This window comes from Martinezella rhizogenes (genome assembly GCF_007002745.1).
In the GTDB taxonomy this organism is placed as follows: domain Bacteria; phylum Pseudomonadota; class Alphaproteobacteria; order Rhizobiales; family Rhizobiaceae; genus Agrobacterium; species Agrobacterium cucumeris.
The window spans coordinates 285,472-301,882 of sequence record NZ_SGNY01000004.1 but is presented as its reverse complement, the minus strand read 5'-3'; the positions used below and the strand labels follow the sequence as shown (position 1 = coordinate 301,882).

14 protein-coding genes are annotated in these 16,411 nt (G+C 57.4%); 3 read left to right on the top strand and 11 right to left on the bottom strand.

Going from position 1 to position 16,411, the window contains the following annotated elements; translation table 11 throughout:
* Positions 1 to 75: 75 nt before the first annotated feature.
* The 4 genes from EXN68_RS14650 to EXN68_RS14635 form a co-directional block, all read right to left on the bottom strand.
* On the bottom strand, positions 76 to 1,431 hold the full coding sequence (locus tag EXN68_RS14650; protein WP_142841581.1) for a sensor histidine kinase: 1,356 nt from the start codon (positions 1,429 to 1,431) through the stop codon (positions 76 to 78).
* The gene (locus EXN68_RS14645; RefSeq protein WP_142841580.1) at positions 1,428 to 2,102 is read right to left on the bottom strand and encodes a response regulator transcription factor; all 675 of its coding nucleotides are present in this window, start codon (positions 2,100 to 2,102) and stop codon (positions 1,428 to 1,430) included. The genes EXN68_RS14650 and EXN68_RS14645 overlap by 4 nt, the downstream gene beginning before the upstream one ends.
* Positions 2,103 to 2,305: 203 nt before the next feature.
* The gene (locus EXN68_RS14640; protein WP_142841579.1) at positions 2,306 to 3,541 is read right to left on the bottom strand and encodes an SGNH/GDSL hydrolase family protein; all 1,236 of its coding nucleotides are present in this window, start codon (positions 3,539 to 3,541) and stop codon (positions 2,306 to 2,308) included.
* A gap of 62 nt (positions 3,542 to 3,603) precedes the next feature.
* A complete protein-coding gene (locus tag EXN68_RS14635) occupies positions 3,604 to 4,827 on the bottom strand; it encodes a lytic murein transglycosylase (RefSeq protein ID WP_142841578.1) in 1,224 nt (407 codons plus the stop codon).
* A gap of 195 nt (positions 4,828 to 5,022) precedes the next feature.
* On the opposite strand from EXN68_RS14635, the gene galU reads away from it, so the two are divergent.
* Entirely contained in the window at positions 5,023 to 5,910 is an 888-nt protein-coding gene (gene galU, locus EXN68_RS14630; RefSeq protein WP_082185327.1) for a UTP--glucose-1-phosphate uridylyltransferase GalU, read from the top strand.
* 54 nt (positions 5,911 to 5,964) lie between these two features.
* Here the strand turns inward: galU and uppP are convergent, their stop codons facing one another.
* Positions 5,965 to 7,473 (bottom strand): polysaccharide biosynthesis protein UppP, encoded by a 1,509-nt coding sequence (gene uppP, locus EXN68_RS14625; protein WP_142841577.1) that lies wholly within the window; start codon positions 7,471 to 7,473, stop codon positions 5,965 to 5,967.
* A gap of 418 nt (positions 7,474 to 7,891) precedes the next feature.
* Between uppP and EXN68_RS14615 the strand changes: the two genes are divergently transcribed.
* Both EXN68_RS14615 and EXN68_RS14610 read left to right on the top strand, forming a co-directional pair.
* On the top strand, positions 7,892 to 8,257 hold the full coding sequence (locus EXN68_RS14615; RefSeq protein WP_142841576.1) for a PAS domain-containing protein: 366 nt from the start codon (positions 7,892 to 7,894) through the stop codon (positions 8,255 to 8,257).
* A 60-nt stretch (positions 8,258 to 8,317) separates the two neighbouring features.
* Positions 8,318 to 9,313, top strand: coding sequence for a KpsF/GutQ family sugar-phosphate isomerase (locus EXN68_RS14610; RefSeq protein ID WP_142841575.1), 996 nt, complete (start codon positions 8,318 to 8,320; stop codon positions 9,311 to 9,313).
* A 14-nt stretch (positions 9,314 to 9,327) separates the two neighbouring features.
* Here EXN68_RS14610 and EXN68_RS14605 read toward each other — a convergent pair whose 3' ends face one another.
* The 6 genes from EXN68_RS14605 to EXN68_RS14580 form a co-directional block, all read right to left on the bottom strand.
* On the bottom strand, positions 9,328 to 9,792 hold the full coding sequence (locus tag EXN68_RS14605) for an NfeD family protein (protein WP_142841574.1): 465 nt from the start codon (positions 9,790 to 9,792) through the stop codon (positions 9,328 to 9,330).
* A gap of 2 nt (positions 9,793 to 9,794) precedes the next feature.
* Complete coding sequence (locus tag EXN68_RS14600; protein WP_142841768.1) at positions 9,795 to 10,808, bottom strand: SPFH domain-containing protein; 1,014 nt, start codon at positions 10,806 to 10,808, stop codon at positions 9,795 to 9,797.
* A gap of 59 nt (positions 10,809 to 10,867) precedes the next feature.
* The gene (hemH, locus tag EXN68_RS14595; protein WP_142841573.1) at positions 10,868 to 11,902 is read right to left on the bottom strand and encodes a ferrochelatase; all 1,035 of its coding nucleotides are present in this window, start codon (positions 11,900 to 11,902) and stop codon (positions 10,868 to 10,870) included.
* A 351-nt stretch (positions 11,903 to 12,253) separates the two neighbouring features.
* Complete coding sequence (locus EXN68_RS14590; protein ID WP_142841572.1) at positions 12,254 to 14,176, bottom strand: 5'-nucleotidase C-terminal domain-containing protein; 1,923 nt, start codon at positions 14,174 to 14,176, stop codon at positions 12,254 to 12,256.
* A gap of 220 nt (positions 14,177 to 14,396) precedes the next feature.
* A complete protein-coding gene (omp10, locus tag EXN68_RS14585; RefSeq protein WP_046799940.1) occupies positions 14,397 to 14,771 on the bottom strand; it encodes an outer membrane lipoprotein Omp10 in 375 nt (124 codons plus the stop codon).
* A 149-nt stretch (positions 14,772 to 14,920) separates the two neighbouring features.
* Positions 14,921 to 16,366, bottom strand: coding sequence for a homospermidine synthase (locus EXN68_RS14580; protein ID WP_142841571.1), 1,446 nt, complete (start codon positions 16,364 to 16,366; stop codon positions 14,921 to 14,923).
* Positions 16,367 to 16,411: the final 45 nt, after the last annotated feature.

Here is a 16,411-nt window from a genome sequence, read left to right as displayed (position 1 = left end):
AAAATATCGCGCCTGTGAATTACACCGGCATTACGGGTTTTTTCGAAAAGCAGCTTTTTTGCGAAAAACCGTGTGTCAGCAATAGGGGAGGCTGATACGGAAACAGGCGCCCCCTGTGGAGGAATCGCTGATGGTGATTTCTCCGCCATGGTAACGGATGATTTCCTGAACGAGATTGAGACCGAGCCCGGTGCCGCGATCTTTCGGTCTCAAACGGTGGAATGCATCAAACACCAGCTCCCGGTCCTCTTCTGGAATCCCACTGCCCTCGTCGCATATGTCGATAACGCGATTGGCGGCGACCTTTATGGTGATCGTTCCGCGATTGCCGCCATGTTCGATGGCATTCTGCACGATATTCATAAGGGCGCGTTGCAATGAGGCGTCATCGGCCAGAGCAAGGATTGGTTCTTCTTCCGGCTCGAAAGAAAGCTCATAGCCTTGGGAGATGGCAAGCGGCGCCATGTCAGCAACGACCGACCTGCACAGGCTGACAAGATCAAGCGGAATAAGCGGCGCTTTCTGTCCGCCGAGACGCTGCAGATCAAGCAATTGTTCGGCCAGCACGGCAATGCGGCTGGCATCAGCCAATATCCTGCTCCGGGACGGGCCGTCCAGCAACGTTTCAACGCGGGTCTGGAGAATGGCGACGGGGGTTCGCAATTCATGGGCAGCGTCGAGAATGAAGCGCTTGTGCCGTTCGTAGCCATCGTCCAGCCGTTTCAGCGCGCCGTTGACGGCATGCACAAGCGGCTGCACCTCTCTTGGAATATCGCCATCCGGCAATCGATATCCGCGCTTGTCGATATCGATGGTCTCTGCCGTGCGTGCAATGGCGGAGAGGGCGAGAAATTCCCTGCGAATGATCCAGGGAATGGTCATGATTGTGACAATCGACATGAGAATGAGGATCGGCATGATCAATATGTTGGAAAACAGCAGGACGGGGAATGTCATGCTGAACGGTCCGCCTTTGCCGATCATGGCGAATTCGCCGGCCGGCCCGGAAACGCGGCGAACGATGGCAATACGCACGACGGCGAGATAGGAATAGGACAACGCCGCCTCGCGTATATCCGAGAGCCTGATATCGCTCAGCTGTTGACCCATGTTGCTGAACGCTTCGGGAACTTGCCCACCCTGTATGACCTCTCCCGTTTCGCTGACGGCGGCGAACCAGAAGTCGGGTGTGCTACTGCGCAATTGCGCGAATTCACTCGTTTCCTTCAGAACTAGCCGGCCATCCTTGTCCCGCACCAGCGCATTGGCGGTAATCTGGGCTGCCTGTGGGCTGAGCAGTGCGCTGCTTCCGCCGCCGGTGGACAGATAGGCGACGAAGCCGGCGCTGACGATGAAAAGGCTGCCGATCTGGAACAGCAGTAATTGAATGGTCAGGCGGCGCTTGAGCGATTTTCTCTTGGCCGGTTTCATGATGTCGCTCTCAAAAGATAGCCGACGCCGCGAATGCCATGGACCTCCACCCCCGCATCGGCGGACAGCAATTTGCGGCGCAAACGGGAAATGTGGGAATCGAGGGCATTGGACTGGATTTCATCATCGAAATTATAGACGGCTTCCTCCAGCAGCGAACGCAGCACCGTTCTGCCCTGCCGCCGCAACAGCGCTTCAAGAATGAGCAGTTCCCGCCTGGTCAGGGCAAGAAACTCGCCCGCAATGCGGACTTCACGGGTTTCGAAGCAAAATTCCAGCTTGCCCAGCTTCGCCGTCATCGTCACCGCGCTGGCGGGTCGTCGCATCAGGGCGCGGATGCGGGCGAGAAGTTCTTCGACGGCAAAGGGCTTGGCCAGATAATCATCCGCACCGAGGTTCAGGCCCTTCACGCGGTCGGCAAGTGCGCCCTGCGCCGTCAATACGATGATCGGCGGAGTGACCGGTAAAACGCGCAGATCCTCTATAAGCTGGATACCGTCTCCATCGGGCAATTGCCGGTCGAGAACGACAAGATCGTGGACACCGTCCATGATGGCATGACGGGCAAGGTCGAGCGTGCCGACATTGTCCACGATGATATCGAACCGGTGAAGCGCGGCGGACAGGGCTGCTGCCATTTCGCGTTCGTCTTCAACTAGCAGCAGGCGCATGAATTGGTCTCGGCAAAATCTTGACGCGGCTCACGTGGGCCGTGCATGAAGTAAAAATGACAGCTTTGTGGTGGTAACGAAGAAATATCGCCATACAGAATGCGGCTACAGGCCGCATCCCTGCAGAACTTCCGTTACCTTGCCATTTTCGCATTGCCTAAACATTACGCCCGGCCGCGTTTGTGATGCCGGTGGAGAAGCGCCTATTGTCGGGCTTGCACATTCTCCGGGACGACCCGATAGTCATCAATGCGGCCGGCTGGCGCATCGGCCATTTCGCCACGCTTGGTCAGCCGTTCACGTGGCGATTCCACCACCGAGACCCGTGTCGGCCCGGCTGTCAAAGGTGCATCGCCCAGCAGCTTGTCGCCACCATCGAGATTGGGATCGGTAAGGCTGATCGGCTGCGTGCGCACCTGCCCCGCATCGATGCCAAGCGCCGGCAGCGAGGTGAGCGCCGGAAGATTGCTGCCGTCCAGCTTCACGAGATCCGGGCCGGCGCTATCGAGGTGTCTGCGCACGAATTTCTCGACGTAGAAGGCGAGCTTGCGCTTGCCGGCCTGTGTCATGCCGATGCCATCAGCCTCGCGCAGACGGGCCTGCTGGCCGTTCATGTCGTAACCTGTGATGACGAATTTTCCGCCTTCATCGACAAATCCGTCCCATACATCCACGAACTCACCGCCATATTTTTCGACATGGCTGCGGTAGAGCCGGTTGAAGCCGACGAGATCGGCTGTAAGCGAGGGGGACTGGAAGGCGGGAAGGCCAACCCAGAGCAGTGGCACTTTCGGCCGGCCGGCAAGGGTCAGGAGTTCATCGATCCGCCGTTCATATTCCTTGAACCAGACATCGGTGCCGAATTTTTCCCGGATATCGCCGATCTGCATTTGCTGGCGATCGTTCGAGCCCATCATGATGACGATGGTGGCCGGATTGGTCTCGCTTATGAATTGCGGCAGATTGGAAAACCAGTCGTAATAATCCGTGCGGACGAGACCGGAAGAACCATTCGCCCGCACATCGACGGCAATTGCCGGCGAACTGGCAAAGGCATTGACGAGCTCTTCCCCCATGCCGCCGGCCAGGAAGTCACCGATAACGAGAACGCGTCGTGCATTTTCAAGCTTGGCGGCCGGCTCCGGCTTTGCGGTTCGCATCTGAACCACCGAAGGTGCCTTTCGCGCAGGTTGCGGACGTGTGACCGATCTTTCGCGCGGGGCAGAGGGGAAATCCCGCCGGCTGCGGGGCTGGTATTCACGTCCGGATGAGCCATCGCGGCCTACCGGCCTGCCGAACAGCATTTCGAACAGGGTACGCCGCTGTTCCTGGGCAAAGGACTGGGATGGAACGAGCGGCACGCAAAGGGCAGCAGAAAGAATGATGGCGCAGATGCGCCATCCGGTCTTTTTGCTATTCACCGTTGGTTTCCAATTCATAACATCGACCTTTCCGGATGCTTCGGCGGTGGTGAACCCCCGCCGAATTCGCCGGCATATTATCAATTGCGCAGGGCTCTCAGCAATCTCTGCGACGGCTGGCCGTCATTTTCCATGCCCATGCGCGACTGGATGGCGCTAATGGCTGCTTTCGAACCGGAGCCGAAATTACCGTCAATCTCGCCGTCGTAATAACCGAGTTCCTTCATGCGGGTCTGGAGCTCGAATTTTTCGCGAATGTCGAGCGTGCCATCGGGGCGCGGCCATTTCTGCTGCATGCCGCCATAACCGGCGATTTCATCCGCGAGCAGGCCGACGGCCAGCGCATAGCTGTCCGATGCGTTGTATTTCTTGATGGTGAAGAAGTTTTTCATCATCAGGAAGCCCGGACCGCTTGCTCCACCCTGCAATTTCAGCATGGCGCGATCGGAGCCGCGGGTAAAATTCTTGCCGTTCGGGCGGGCAAAGCCGAGCTTTGCCCATTCCGAAATCGTCTTCGTCTGGCCTTCATAACGTGCGCCGCCGCGCGGCACGGCGGTTTCATAACCCCAGGTCCGGCCGGGTTCCCAGCCGTTCTTGGAAAGAAGATTTGCGGCTGTCGCCAGCGCATCGGGAACCGAGTGCCAGATGTCACGCTTGCCATTGCCGTCGGCATCTACCGCGTAAAGCAGATAGCTGGTCGGAATAAACTGGGTGTGCCCCATCGCGCCCGCCCAGGAGCCGGTCAGCTGTTTCGGTGTGACATCGCCCGCCTGAAGGATTTTGAGGGCGGCGATCAATTGCGTGCGCGCGAATTTGGCGCGCTTGGGATCGGAATAGGCAAGCGTCGCAAGAGCCTGCGGGATGTTGTGCAGCCGCTCCGGCTTTTCGAGAACCGCGCCGTAATTGGATTCCATCGACCAGATGGCGAGAATGATGTGCTTGTCGACATTGAAGTTGCGCTCGATCCAGTTCAGGGTCGTCGCATGCTTCATCTTCATCTCGCGGCCGATCCGCACCGTATAGGGGTTGACGCGGGAATCGAGATAATCCCAGATCTGGGTGGTGAATTCCGGCTGAAAGGTTGCCTTGCGCAGCGCATCCGGGTCCGGTTCGCTAACGCCGGCGAAGGCCTTCTGATAGGTCGCCTTGCTGATGCCTTCTTTTGCCGCTGTTGCGTAGAACTGGTTGATCCACTGTCTGAATCCGGCGTCGGCATGGGCCGAAACAGGGGTCAGGGAGATCACCAGGCCTGCAACCATCATGCAGCCGAATTTGCGGACATCTGAAAGGATCATCTTTGTCATCGTCAGTCTTTCGTTCTCTCGAATGTCATTTCGATTGCGAAAACGCATCGGGCATCAGCAGGGATAACAAAAGAACGTCAACAAATTCTTTACCATTAATAGATGGTAGCGTCACCCTTTACAAAACGTTGTTATTTTTGAAATAACAACAGCGTGCGGGGATTGTGATCAAGTTTTATCTCTCAGGAGGGATATGTGGTAGAACAGAAAAAAATTCGGAAGGCCGTATTTCCGGTCGCAGGTCTCGGTACCCGTTTCCTGCCCGCAACCAAGGCGGTTCCGAAAGAAATGCTCACTGTCGTTGACAAGCCGGTCATTCAATACGTCGTCGATGAGGCGGCGGAAGCAGGCATTGAGCATTTTGTATTTGTCACCGGCCGCGGCAAGGCGGTGATCGAAGATTATTTTGATATTCAATTTGAACTCGAACAGATGCTGCGTGAGCGCAACAAGAATGCCGAGCTGACATTGCTGGCCGGCCTTCTGCCCAAAGCCGGCACGGCAAGCTTTACGCGCCAGCAGGTGCCGCTCGGTCTTGGCCATGCGGTCTGGTGTGCCCGCGATATCGTCGGCGACGAGCCTTTCGCCGTGCTGTTGCCGGACATGATCATGCATTCGCAGAAAAGCTGCCTGAAAGGCATGGTCGAACTTTACGACCAGACTGCAGGCAACGTGATCGCGGTGCAGGAATGCGCTCCCGACCAGACCCACAAATACGGTATCGTTGGTGTGGGCGATGCCGTGGGCGAAGGTTTCAAGATCACAGAGATGGTCGAAAAGCCTGCCAAGGGTACGGCACCGTCGAATTTCTACATCAACGGTCGTTACATCCTGCAGCCGGAGATTTTCGACATTCTCGAAAATCAGGAGCGTGGTGCAGGCAATGAAATCCAGCTGACGGACGGCATGCTGACGCTTGCCCAGTCGCAGGAGTTTGCCGGCTATCACTTCCGCGGCCAGACTTTCGATTGCGGCGCCAAGGACGGCTTCATCCTCGCCAACGTCGCCTTCGCTCTTGAACGTGGTGATATTCGTCCGGCGATCGAAGAGCCGATCAAGGCCCTGATCGAGGGACTGAAGTAACCGACCAGAACACGACAAAATCCCGGCCTTCGCGCCGGGATTTTTGTTTGGTGATTACCGCTTCAGGACAAGTCCTGCACCGACGCGGAATTCGTTGCTGTCATAAACCGGCGTCCACTGGTAGCTGACGTCGGCGGTCAGGTCGAGATAGCGGTTCAGCCCCCACGTTAGACCGGCACCTGCCGTATATTCCACGGCATTCTCGATGTCGGAGGAGGGGAATGTGCGGTGCACGATCTGTCCCGTCAAACGTGCGACCAGATTGTTGCGTAATTCGTGGGTAAGCCCGGCATCCAGCCGATAGGAAATCCAGCCGCCCTGCGGACCGCCGGCAAAATCCTCAATCGTCGTGCGCAGGCCGAGATTGACATTCGTTCCGCGCTGCGGCGACCAGTTGAGTTCGCCGTCCAGCGTCAAGGCGCCGATGGAGGCAAGACGGTCGTCATCATATTGCTTGCGCAGATAACCGATGGCGGCCTCGCCACGGGTCTTTTCGCCGAGATCGACCTCGGTTCCGATCTTCGCACCATAGGAATTGGAGGAGCGGGCGTAACCGGAATTATCCAGCCGACTGTCATATTTGGTCTTTCCCGCATTCAGTTCCAGGAACGGGATCAGCGCCGGCGATAATTCGTAACCAATGCGCCCGCGCAGGTTCGCACCGTTCTGGTCGCGGTCGCTGAGGCTGATCGGCCGGCCATCAAGGCCTTTCGCATCCGTATAGACCGTGCGGGAGAGATCGAGCGCCGCAAGCCCACGCAGCTTGCCGAAATCCCGCTCTATCGACGCGCCAGTCGTGAAACGGTGCTCACCGCCCTGCACGGCAGCGCCGGTCAGAGCATTGGGGTCCGTCGTGTCTTCGCGGCTGAACTCGTAACCGGCTTTGAGATTGGCCTTCGTCTCTTCGCCGAGATCGAGGCGCAGATCGGCCTCTATCCGCGCCCGGGGCTCTTCGCCATCCTTGTCGCCACCGAAGTTTCTCTCCCAGGCGCCGTCGCCCGTCACGGTCAGCGCGTGGCGGGACCAGTCGCTGGTAAGCGTGCCGCGGATGCCTGTTGTCAGATAGTTGCGTCTGGAGGGACCACCGGTATTTGTCTGTTTTTCCGTGTTGATGGTCTGGCTGATTGCGGGACGCAGCAGGAATGTACCGAGCCGGATGCCGGGGGTCTGGCCAGGCTCAGCTGCTATCTGCGGGTTTTCACCGCCATCCACCGTCGGCTCATAGGGGTTTTCAGCCTCGGCATAGGGTTGGCCCGCATCGTCCTGCTGTTCGTAAATCGGGTCGCCGGGATTGTTCGAGGGGCGCCAGAGCTGCTGTGGCGCAGGCGCGGCGGCCGCAGGTGCAGCCTGTTCTGCATCCGCCGCTGCTCCAACGCCCGTTGCCGGGGTGGCCGAAGTTGTTCCGTCGCCGGCGGGAGCGGTGCCGGGCAATAAGGGGGTGGCTGTAACGGTGGTTTGGGCGAAAAGGTTTGTCGTGGTGGAGCAAAGAAGCGTGCAGGCAAGCAACAGGGTTGCTGCTTTCCGCGACGTCTGCAGACGTGTGGCGGCGCCCTTCACATTCATTCCTCTTCACCCGGCGAATTTGGCCGATGCCGGATCGACAATTCGCCAAAACACTTCCCCGGGCCAAATGAATGAGAGGCCGATGAAATGACGTGGACAAACCAGGGACCCGACAGGCGACGCAAGTTTTAACATCGCTTTAACAATAGGTTTTTTATGGTTAACAGTTGATAAAGATCGCTGGGATTTCAGCGTTTTGGCTACCGCGTGAAAATCGGTGAGGCTCGCGCTCACGGTTTGCAATCAGAATTCTGCCAGCCGGAGGAACGGAAAACCGTACCGCAGTGCAAAATATTTCTAATATGATAAGATTTAAACGTTTCAATTTGGCACGGAATCGCCCTATGATTTAAGGGTAATGGGCTTTCTATTGCTTGGTAAATTCTTTGATTTTTATTTTATGTGACAGCGTCGTTTCATGAATTCCGTTTCGAACATCAAGCAGGTCGGTTTTTATTGCTGGGATATTACCAACGACCGATTCTATCTGGATGAGGTCTGTGCGGAACTCTTCGGAATTCCGTTAAGACAGGCGATGCAGGGTATCAGCATTTTTCAAATGCTTGAAAAAGTGCATCTGGATCATCGAAATCGTGTGATCGAGACCGCCTTGATCACCCTGAAGGCGGCAAGCTTTTACAATCAGGAATATGCCGTGCGCCGGGACGATGGTTCGGTATCATGGGTAAGGACAGTCGGGCGATATCTGGTCGATGAAGAAAACATCCCTTTCAAGCGGCTGGGAACGATCGAGGAAATCTCTCCGCCGGACCTGCGGCACTAAAAAGTAGCACTGGCCGGCTGAAGAGTGGACTTATTCCGGGTGAAAGAGTAACAGTCGGCCATGATTACGCGCGCCGTCAAACTGGTCGAAGACAATGCCATCTCATCCGCTGTGCGGACGATTTCGATGGAGCGGGCTGGTCTTGCCGCCCTTGAGGCCGCTCTCACCAACGGTCTTTCCGAGCCTTTCTGCAAGGCGATTGAGACAATCGGCCAGTCGAATGGCCGTCTCATCATCACCGGGGTCGGTAAAAGCGGCCATATCGGCGCAAAGCTCGCCGCCACTTTCGCCTCCACCGGCACACCGGCGTTTTTTGTACATGCGGCCGAGGCCAATCATGGCGATCTGGGCATGATCGGTGGCGACGATGTGGTTCTGGCGATCTCCAAAGGTGGTGAAAGTGCTGAACTGCGCAGCATCATCAACTATTCGCGCCGCTTCTCCATTCCGCTGATCGCACTCACCTGTTCCGAGACTTCATCGCTGGCGAAGGCCTCCGATATCGTGCTGCTGGTCCCCAATGAACAGGAAGCCTGTCCGCTTGGTCTGGCACCCACCACTTCCACCTTGATGCAGCTGGCGCTGGGTGATGCCCTTGCCGTGGCACTTCTGGAGGCCCGCAATTTCACTGCCGGTGATTTCCGGGTGTTTCATCCCGGCGGCAAACTGGGCGCCAGCCTGAAACTGGTCAGCGATATCATGCATACCGGCGATCGTGTGCCGCTGGTGACCAAGGGAACAGCCATGCCGGAAGCGGTCGGCGTTCTCTCCCGTAAGCATTTCGGCTGTGTCGGCATTCTGGATGAGGATGGCCGTCTGTGCGGCATCGTCACCGAGGGTGATCTGGCCCGCAACCTGTCGCGCAATCTCGCCGAATTGACGGTGGACGATATCATGACCCGTACTCCGAAGACGGTCAAAAAATCAGTGCTGGCGACCAGCGCGCTGGCGACACTGGAAAAATTCCACATCGGCGCGCTGATCGTGGTGGATGATGACAACAGGCCGATCGGCCTTGTGCATTTCCACGATCTGTTGAGAATCGGCGTGGCCTGAGGCCACAGGGCTTTCTATCGGTCTATGGGCTCGATCGTCAGCGTGCGGCCGCGTGCTGACGCAATCCTCACGCGGGTTCCGGCCGGAAGGTCTTCGCCATTTACCGGCCACCACGTGTCGTCCAGCCTTATCCGGCCACGTCCCTCGACAATTGGCTCCTGCAGCGTCGCGGTGCGGCCAACAAGGCTTGCCTCGCGCTGATTGAGGAACGGTTCATCGGTGGCGGCCCGGTTCCTGCCGAAATATTTCCGGCCGAGCAGGGCAAAGACGACGGAGAGCGCGGCAAACAACACCAGCTGCAATTGCCAGGCCCAATATGCCGCATCCCATAAAAGCAGCGACACCGCGCCGATGACCAGCGCGGCAAGGCCGATCCAGATCAGGAAAACGCCCGGAGCGATAAGCTCGGCGGCCAGCAGCACAAAGCCGACGATCCACCAGCTCCATGGTCCCAGCTCAGTGGCAAGCCGTTGCAGCATCGTTATCTCTCCGATGAGGAACCGAAGGGGGAAGGCCGGGTTGGCGGCACGGAGCGAGTTGGAGCTGGGGCCGGGGCGGATGGCGCATCGCCCTTATCACCAAAAACCTCTCTCGCAATGGTGCCGATACCGCCGAGTGAACCAATCAGCGCCGAGGCTTCCATCGGCATCAGCACGATCTTGGAATTCTTGGCCGTGCCGATTTCAGCCAGCGCCTCGGTGTATTTCTGGGCAACGAAATAGTTGATGGCGTGAACATTGCCGGCGGCGATGGCTTCCGACACCATTCGGGTGGCATTAGCTTCGGCTTCTGCCAGACGCTCACGGGCTTCGGCGTCCCGGAATGCTGCCTCGCGCTGGCCTTCGGCTTCCAGAATGGCGGATTGTTTTGCGCCTTCGGCGCGCAGAATCTGGGCGTTGCGGGCGCCTTCGGCTTCCAGCACCTGCGCGCGTTTTTCGCGCTCGGCCTTCATCTGCCGCGCCATGGAATCCACGAGATCCTTCGGGGGCGCGATGTCCTTGATTTCGATGCGGGTGACCTTGATGCCCCATGGTCCCACTGCTTCATCGACCACGCGCAGCAGGCGGTCATTGATGGCATCGCGGTTCGACAGCAACTCGTCGAGGTCCATCGAACCCATCACCGAGCGGATGTTGGTCATGGTGAGGTTTTCGATCGCCATCTGCAGATTTGAAATCTGGTAGGCGGCCTGTGCGGCATTGAGTACCTGATAGAAGGTGACGGCATCGGCCGAGACGCTGGCATTATCGCGGGTGATGACTTCCTGCGTTGGTATATGAAGCACCTGCTCCATGACATTCATTTTCGAACCGATGCTTTCGAAGAACGGCACGATGAGGTTCAGGCCGGGTTCGAGCGTGCGGGTGTAACGCCCGAACCGTTCAACCGTGTAACGATGCCCCTGCGGCACGGTCTTGATGCCGGCAAACAGCACCAGAATAACCAGAACAACCGCCGCTATGACGACGATGTCGAAACCGCCCAATGCAATCATCACTTTCCCTCCAAGGATCAGAACCATCTGGGTTTTACCCCAGTAGCGTTATGGCAAGATTACACCCAGCCTTGCAACTCCTGTCTTACAACCTTTTCGAGAACGTTCATGCCCTCGGCGCTGTCGTTAAGACAAGGAATATGGGTGAATTTCTCGCCGCCATTGTGCAGGAAGATTTCTCCGGCTTCACCGGCAATTTCCTCCAGCGTCTCAAGACAATCCGATACGAAGCCAGGGTTCATGACGGCGATGCGCTTGATGCCCTCGGATGCCAGCTTTTCCACGGTCTTGTCGGTATAGGGCTGCAACCACTCTTCCGGCCCGAAACGCGACTGGAAGGTGATCATGAAATTCTTGTCGGTCCGGCCAAGGGCCTCCCGCAGCAGGCGGGCGGTTTTCTGGCAATGACAATAATAGGGATCGCCCTTTTTGAAATAGGATTGCGGAATGCCGTGGAAGGAGGTGATCAGCATCTCCGGCTCCCAGTCCAGCGTCGCCAGATGGTTTTTGACGGAGGTTGCGAGCGCCTCGATATAGGCCGGATCGTCGTGATAGGGCGGCACGGTGCGAATGGCGGGCTGCCAGCGCAGCTTCATCAGATGTTCGAATGCCTTGTCGTTCACCGTTGCCGTGGTCGATGCGGCATATTGCGGGTAAAGCGGGAAAAGCAGGATTTTTTCGCAACCCTGTTCCTTCAATGCATCGATTTTCGAGGCAATGGAAGGCTGGCCGTAGCGCATCGCCCAGTCGACGACGACGTTGGGCAGATCCTTCAACGCCTGTGCCATCAGTTCGCCCTGGCTGCGGGTGAAGGTGCGCAGGTAACTTTCGTTACGCTCGTGGTTCCAGATTTCCTCATAAGCCTTGCCAACTTTCTGCGGGCGCTTGTTGAGAACGATGCCGTAAAGGATCGGATACCAATAGAGGCGCGACCACTCGATGACGCGCTTGTCGCTCAGAAACTCCGCCAGATAACGGCGCATCGGCCAGTAGTCCGTACCGTCAGGCGTACCGAGATTGACGAGCAGGACGCCAACCTTGCCGAACGTTATGCGGGGATGGTCTACGGGGAGTGCGGATAGTTCTGTCGCCATGAATGACACCCTGAAACTCGGACTGTTTGCGTGAGAGCTTTTCCGTCTGGAATAGGGGCGGAAAGGCTCAATCTTCTGTCTATACATACCGGATGCGAACCGTGATGGCTTTTGCCGGAAATGCCCGAGCTATACGCCCGTGCCGTCGATTTGTTCACGTGTTCTAGACGAATTTTTTCAGGATTGAACCACCAACGGGTGTGATTTGCTCATTCAATGAGCGGTCACGCTGCTTTTTGATAATTCGCAGTGCACAACATACTGTTTTTTATGGAAAAATAAGAAGCCGGCCCCTTGGCTGAGGGCCGGCTTCCAGTCTGCGGCAAATTGCCCTGTCTTGCGGCTTCCGGCTTATTGAGCCGGAAGTTCGAGTTCTTCGCCGATCTCGATATGGTTCGGCCGTTTCAGAGTGTTCGCCTTGGCAATTCTGGTCCAAAGCGCGCCGTCGCCATATTTTTCCGCTGCGATCTTCCAGAGAGAATCGCCCTTTTCGACAACATATTTGCTGGCTGCTGCGGCTGCGGCCGCAGGCGTCGGGGCAGCGGGTGCAGCAGGCGCCGGAGTTGCGGTGGTGGCGGGTGCCGGTGTCGTGGCAGCAGGTGCTGTCGCAGTGGGTGCGGGAGCTGCCGGTGCCGGCTGTTTTACAGGCGCAACGTAATCCGCCGGCGTTACATCGGTGATGCGTCCGTCGGTTTGTGGCTTATAGGGGCTGTTGGCACTGATATAGGCCGCAACCGCATCTTCAAGGCTCGGGCCGAAGTCATAGGGATTAACGGCTTTGGTCGCGAAAACCTTATAGCCGTCGCCGCCCGAGCGCATGTAGTTGTTGGAGACGACGCCGTAGGTCTTGTCCGGATCGAGCGGCACGAAGCCGTTACCTTCCTTGACCTCGACGGAAACGACGCGGCTGCCGGCAGGCTTGGAACGGTCGAACGAATATTTGAGGCCGGCTACCTGGGCGAAGCGCCCGGCCCCTTCCTCGATCTGGCCGGCGCCATTTTCAAGGGCGGCCACAACGTCGGAGCCTTTCAACTGGAATGTGGCGATGGAGTTCTGGAACGGCAGAACCGTCAGGACTTCGCCCATCGTTACTGTGCCGGCATCGATGGAGGCACGCAGACCGCCGCCATTCTGGATGGCGATGGTGATGCCCTGGTCCTTGACGCGGTCCAGCAACGCGTCGGAAACGAGGTTGCCCATCGTGCATTCCTTGGCGCGGCAAACTTCCCGTGAACCGTCGATGGGAGCTTCAGAAGAACCGATTTCCTTTTTCTTCATCTCCTCGAGCGGGCCGGCAAGTTCCGTCACGCGCTTGGTAAAGCCTTCGTCGGGCGTGACGGAAGCGTCGAGAAGCTTCGGTGCGCCTTCGGCGGATTTAACCACGCCATTGTCATCGAAGGTCACTGTCAGGTCACCGAGATATTTCGAATAGGCATAGGCAGTGACGATCGGGACATCGATCCCGGACGGGTTCTTGACGAGAGTGGGATAAGCACCGGCAGCCTTCGGGTCAGTGCTGGAAAGCAGGGTGTGGCTATGGCCGCCGACGATGACGTCGATGCCGTCCACAGCGCGGGCGATTTCCTGATCCTTGACATAACCGACATGCGAAAGCAGCACGATCTTGTTGACGCCCTGATCCTGAATTTCCTTTACGGCGCCCTTCAGATAGGTGACCTCGTCCTCGAAACTGATCTTGTCGCCAGGGGACGACGTCTCATTGGTGTCGGTCGCAAGCACGGAAACCACGGCAACCTTCTGGCCGCCCAGATCCTTGATGACATAACCCTTGTATTTGTCGGCAAGGATGGAATCGGTCGCTGCCTTGGTGTTTCCGGAAATGATCGGGAACTTCAGCGCATTGATGAATTTCAACAGCTCTTCCGGGCCGTCATCGAATTCATGGTTGCCGATTGCCATCGCATCGAAACCGATACCGTTCATGAATTCCGCGACCGGTCCGCTCTTGTACTGCGTATAGAACAGCGAGCCCTGGAACTGGTCGCCGGCGTCGAGAACCAGAAGATTGGCGTTGCTGCCCAGTTCACCCCGGCGTGCGTCGATCGCGCTCTTCACGCGGGCGATGCCGCCGAAGCATTCGTTCTTTTCCGTTTCGGCAGCAGAGCAGGTCGAGTCGAATTTGTTGATCGCTTCGATGCGTGAGTGCAGGTCGTTGATGTGAAGAATGTTAAGTTTGTAGTCGGCCAGAGCGACCCCGGCTGAAAGCGTTATTGCGGAAACGCTCAGCATGCCCAGTCCCAAAATTCTTTTCATCGTCCCTCTCTCCTGTCTGAAACATAATACGGGCTTGCCGATCATCATCCGCCCGTGCTCCGATCATTCTTTAATCTGAAAGTATGTCAGGCTTTCAAAGCCGGATGTTTCCATTTAGCGGCCATTGCCGCAAGCGAAATTATGACAGGTGCGCAACAAAGAAAAACGCACGCCGGAAGCGTGCGTTTAAGAAAGTCATGTCGTTGAAAAGGCAGCTATATCAGCCTTGGCGCGTCAGCGAGAACTGGCTGTTGCTGTCTGTCGTGCAATTCAATTGTGAAGGCGAAACGAGGGCGCAGTTGACGCGCGACTGCGTATTGCGCACCAGCGATGTCATGTTGATTTCGTAGAGCGTCGGCGAAATCGTCACATAGGTGCCGGAGGCCAGAAGCGTGTTGGTGTCTGTCGAACGGGTGGAGAAGGCGCCATTCTGGAAGGTCGACACGATGCCGTTGCGATCGATCCAGCGGCCATCGACGGCCGGGCCGCGGGAAAGCGAAGGCGCCATCGAGGTCTGCTGCGAGGGACCCGGCGCGACGCATGAAGACACCGCGATGGCGGCACAAAGCAAAGCAGCGCTTGTCTTGAAGTTCATGAGCCTGTTCTCCTGCGATTCGATGAAACTTTCTGTGTTTCGACCATGCCGTGAAGCGTTCCTTATTTCAAGGCAACGTTGCTTGCTCTTGCTGGTTCCTCATATGCCGCATGAAAGCATCCATGTGACAAATATGAGACGCCGCTTCCTCACCGCACCAGAATGTTGCGGAACTGCCAGGGATCGGAGGTGTCGATATTGTCGGGAAACAGGCCGGGGCGGCCGTCGAGCGGCGTCCAGTCCGTGTAGTGTCCTTCGACCGGGCCCAGATAGGGGCGCTGCACCTCCAGGCATCGGCGATAATCCATTTCATCCGCCTCAACGATGCCGACCTGCGGATTTTCGATGGCCCAGACCATTCCGGCCAGCACCGCTGAACTGACCTGCAGTCCAGTCGCATTCTGGTTGGGGGCGAGCGAACGCGCCTCCTGCAGGCTCAGCCGTGAGCCGTACCAATAGGCATTTTTGTCGTGGCCATAAAGCAGAACGCCCAGCTCGTCGGCGCCATCCACCAGCTCATCTTCGCCCAGCACATGTTGCACCGGCTGTGGAATGCCGCCATTGCCGAAGAGTTCGTGCAGGGAAAGAATGGCGTCGTTGCAGGGGTGATAGGCATAATGACAGGTCGGCCGATAGGTCACGTCGCCATCATCATTGCGGACGGTGAAGTAATCAGAAATCGAGATCGCCTCATTATGGGTGACCAGAAAGCCATATTGCGGTCCCTGTCCCGGACACCATGTCCGCACCCGCGTATTGGCGCCGGGTTGGTCGAGATAGATCGCCGCCTTGCTGCCCTTCTTCTGTTTTTTCGCGTTTTTCGGCATCCAGTTTTCATGGGTGCCCCAGCCGAGTTCGGCGGGCTGAAAACCCTCGGCGATAAAACCTTCCACAGACCAGGTGTTCCAGAAAGCGCCGAAGGGTTTTGGGTCCTTTGCCCGCTGCGTATCGCGCTCGGCCACATGCACGCCCTTGACGCCGAGCTGCTTCATCAGCTTTGCCCAGGCTTCCCGGTCATGCGGCTGTGGCTCTTCGATATCAAGGCCGGTATCCTTGGCGAGATTGACCAGCGCCTGCTTCACGAACCATGACACCATGCCGGGGTTCGCCCCGCAGGTGGAAACGGCCGTCGTGCCGCCCGGCTTGCGCGCCTTTTCCTTCAGCATGGTCTCGCGCAGCGAATAATTGGTTCTGGAGGCATTATCTGCATCAGCGTCGAAATAAAAGCCGGGCCATGGCTCAACCACGGTGTCGATGTAAAGCATGCCGTGTTTGCGGCAGAGCCGCATCAGATCGACGGAGGCGGCATCGACCGAAAGATTGACGCAGAAGCCCTGGCCCTGAACGCCCTTGAGCAGCGGCCTCAGAACTTCCTTGTAATTCTCCTTGGTCAGATGCGTGCGGATGTGGTGAATATTCCTCTCGGCCAGAAACGCGGCGATATCTTCGCGCGGATCGATGACGACGAGCCGGGTCTTGTCGAAATTGAAATGACGTTCGATCAACGGAAGAGTACCGCGCCCAATGGAGCCGAAGCCGATCATGATGATGGGGCCGTCAATATCGCCGTAAATCGGATGGTTTGCGTCCGTCATTCGTCAATTTTCCTTTTTCAGCCAATAAGTAAGCTAGATCACAAA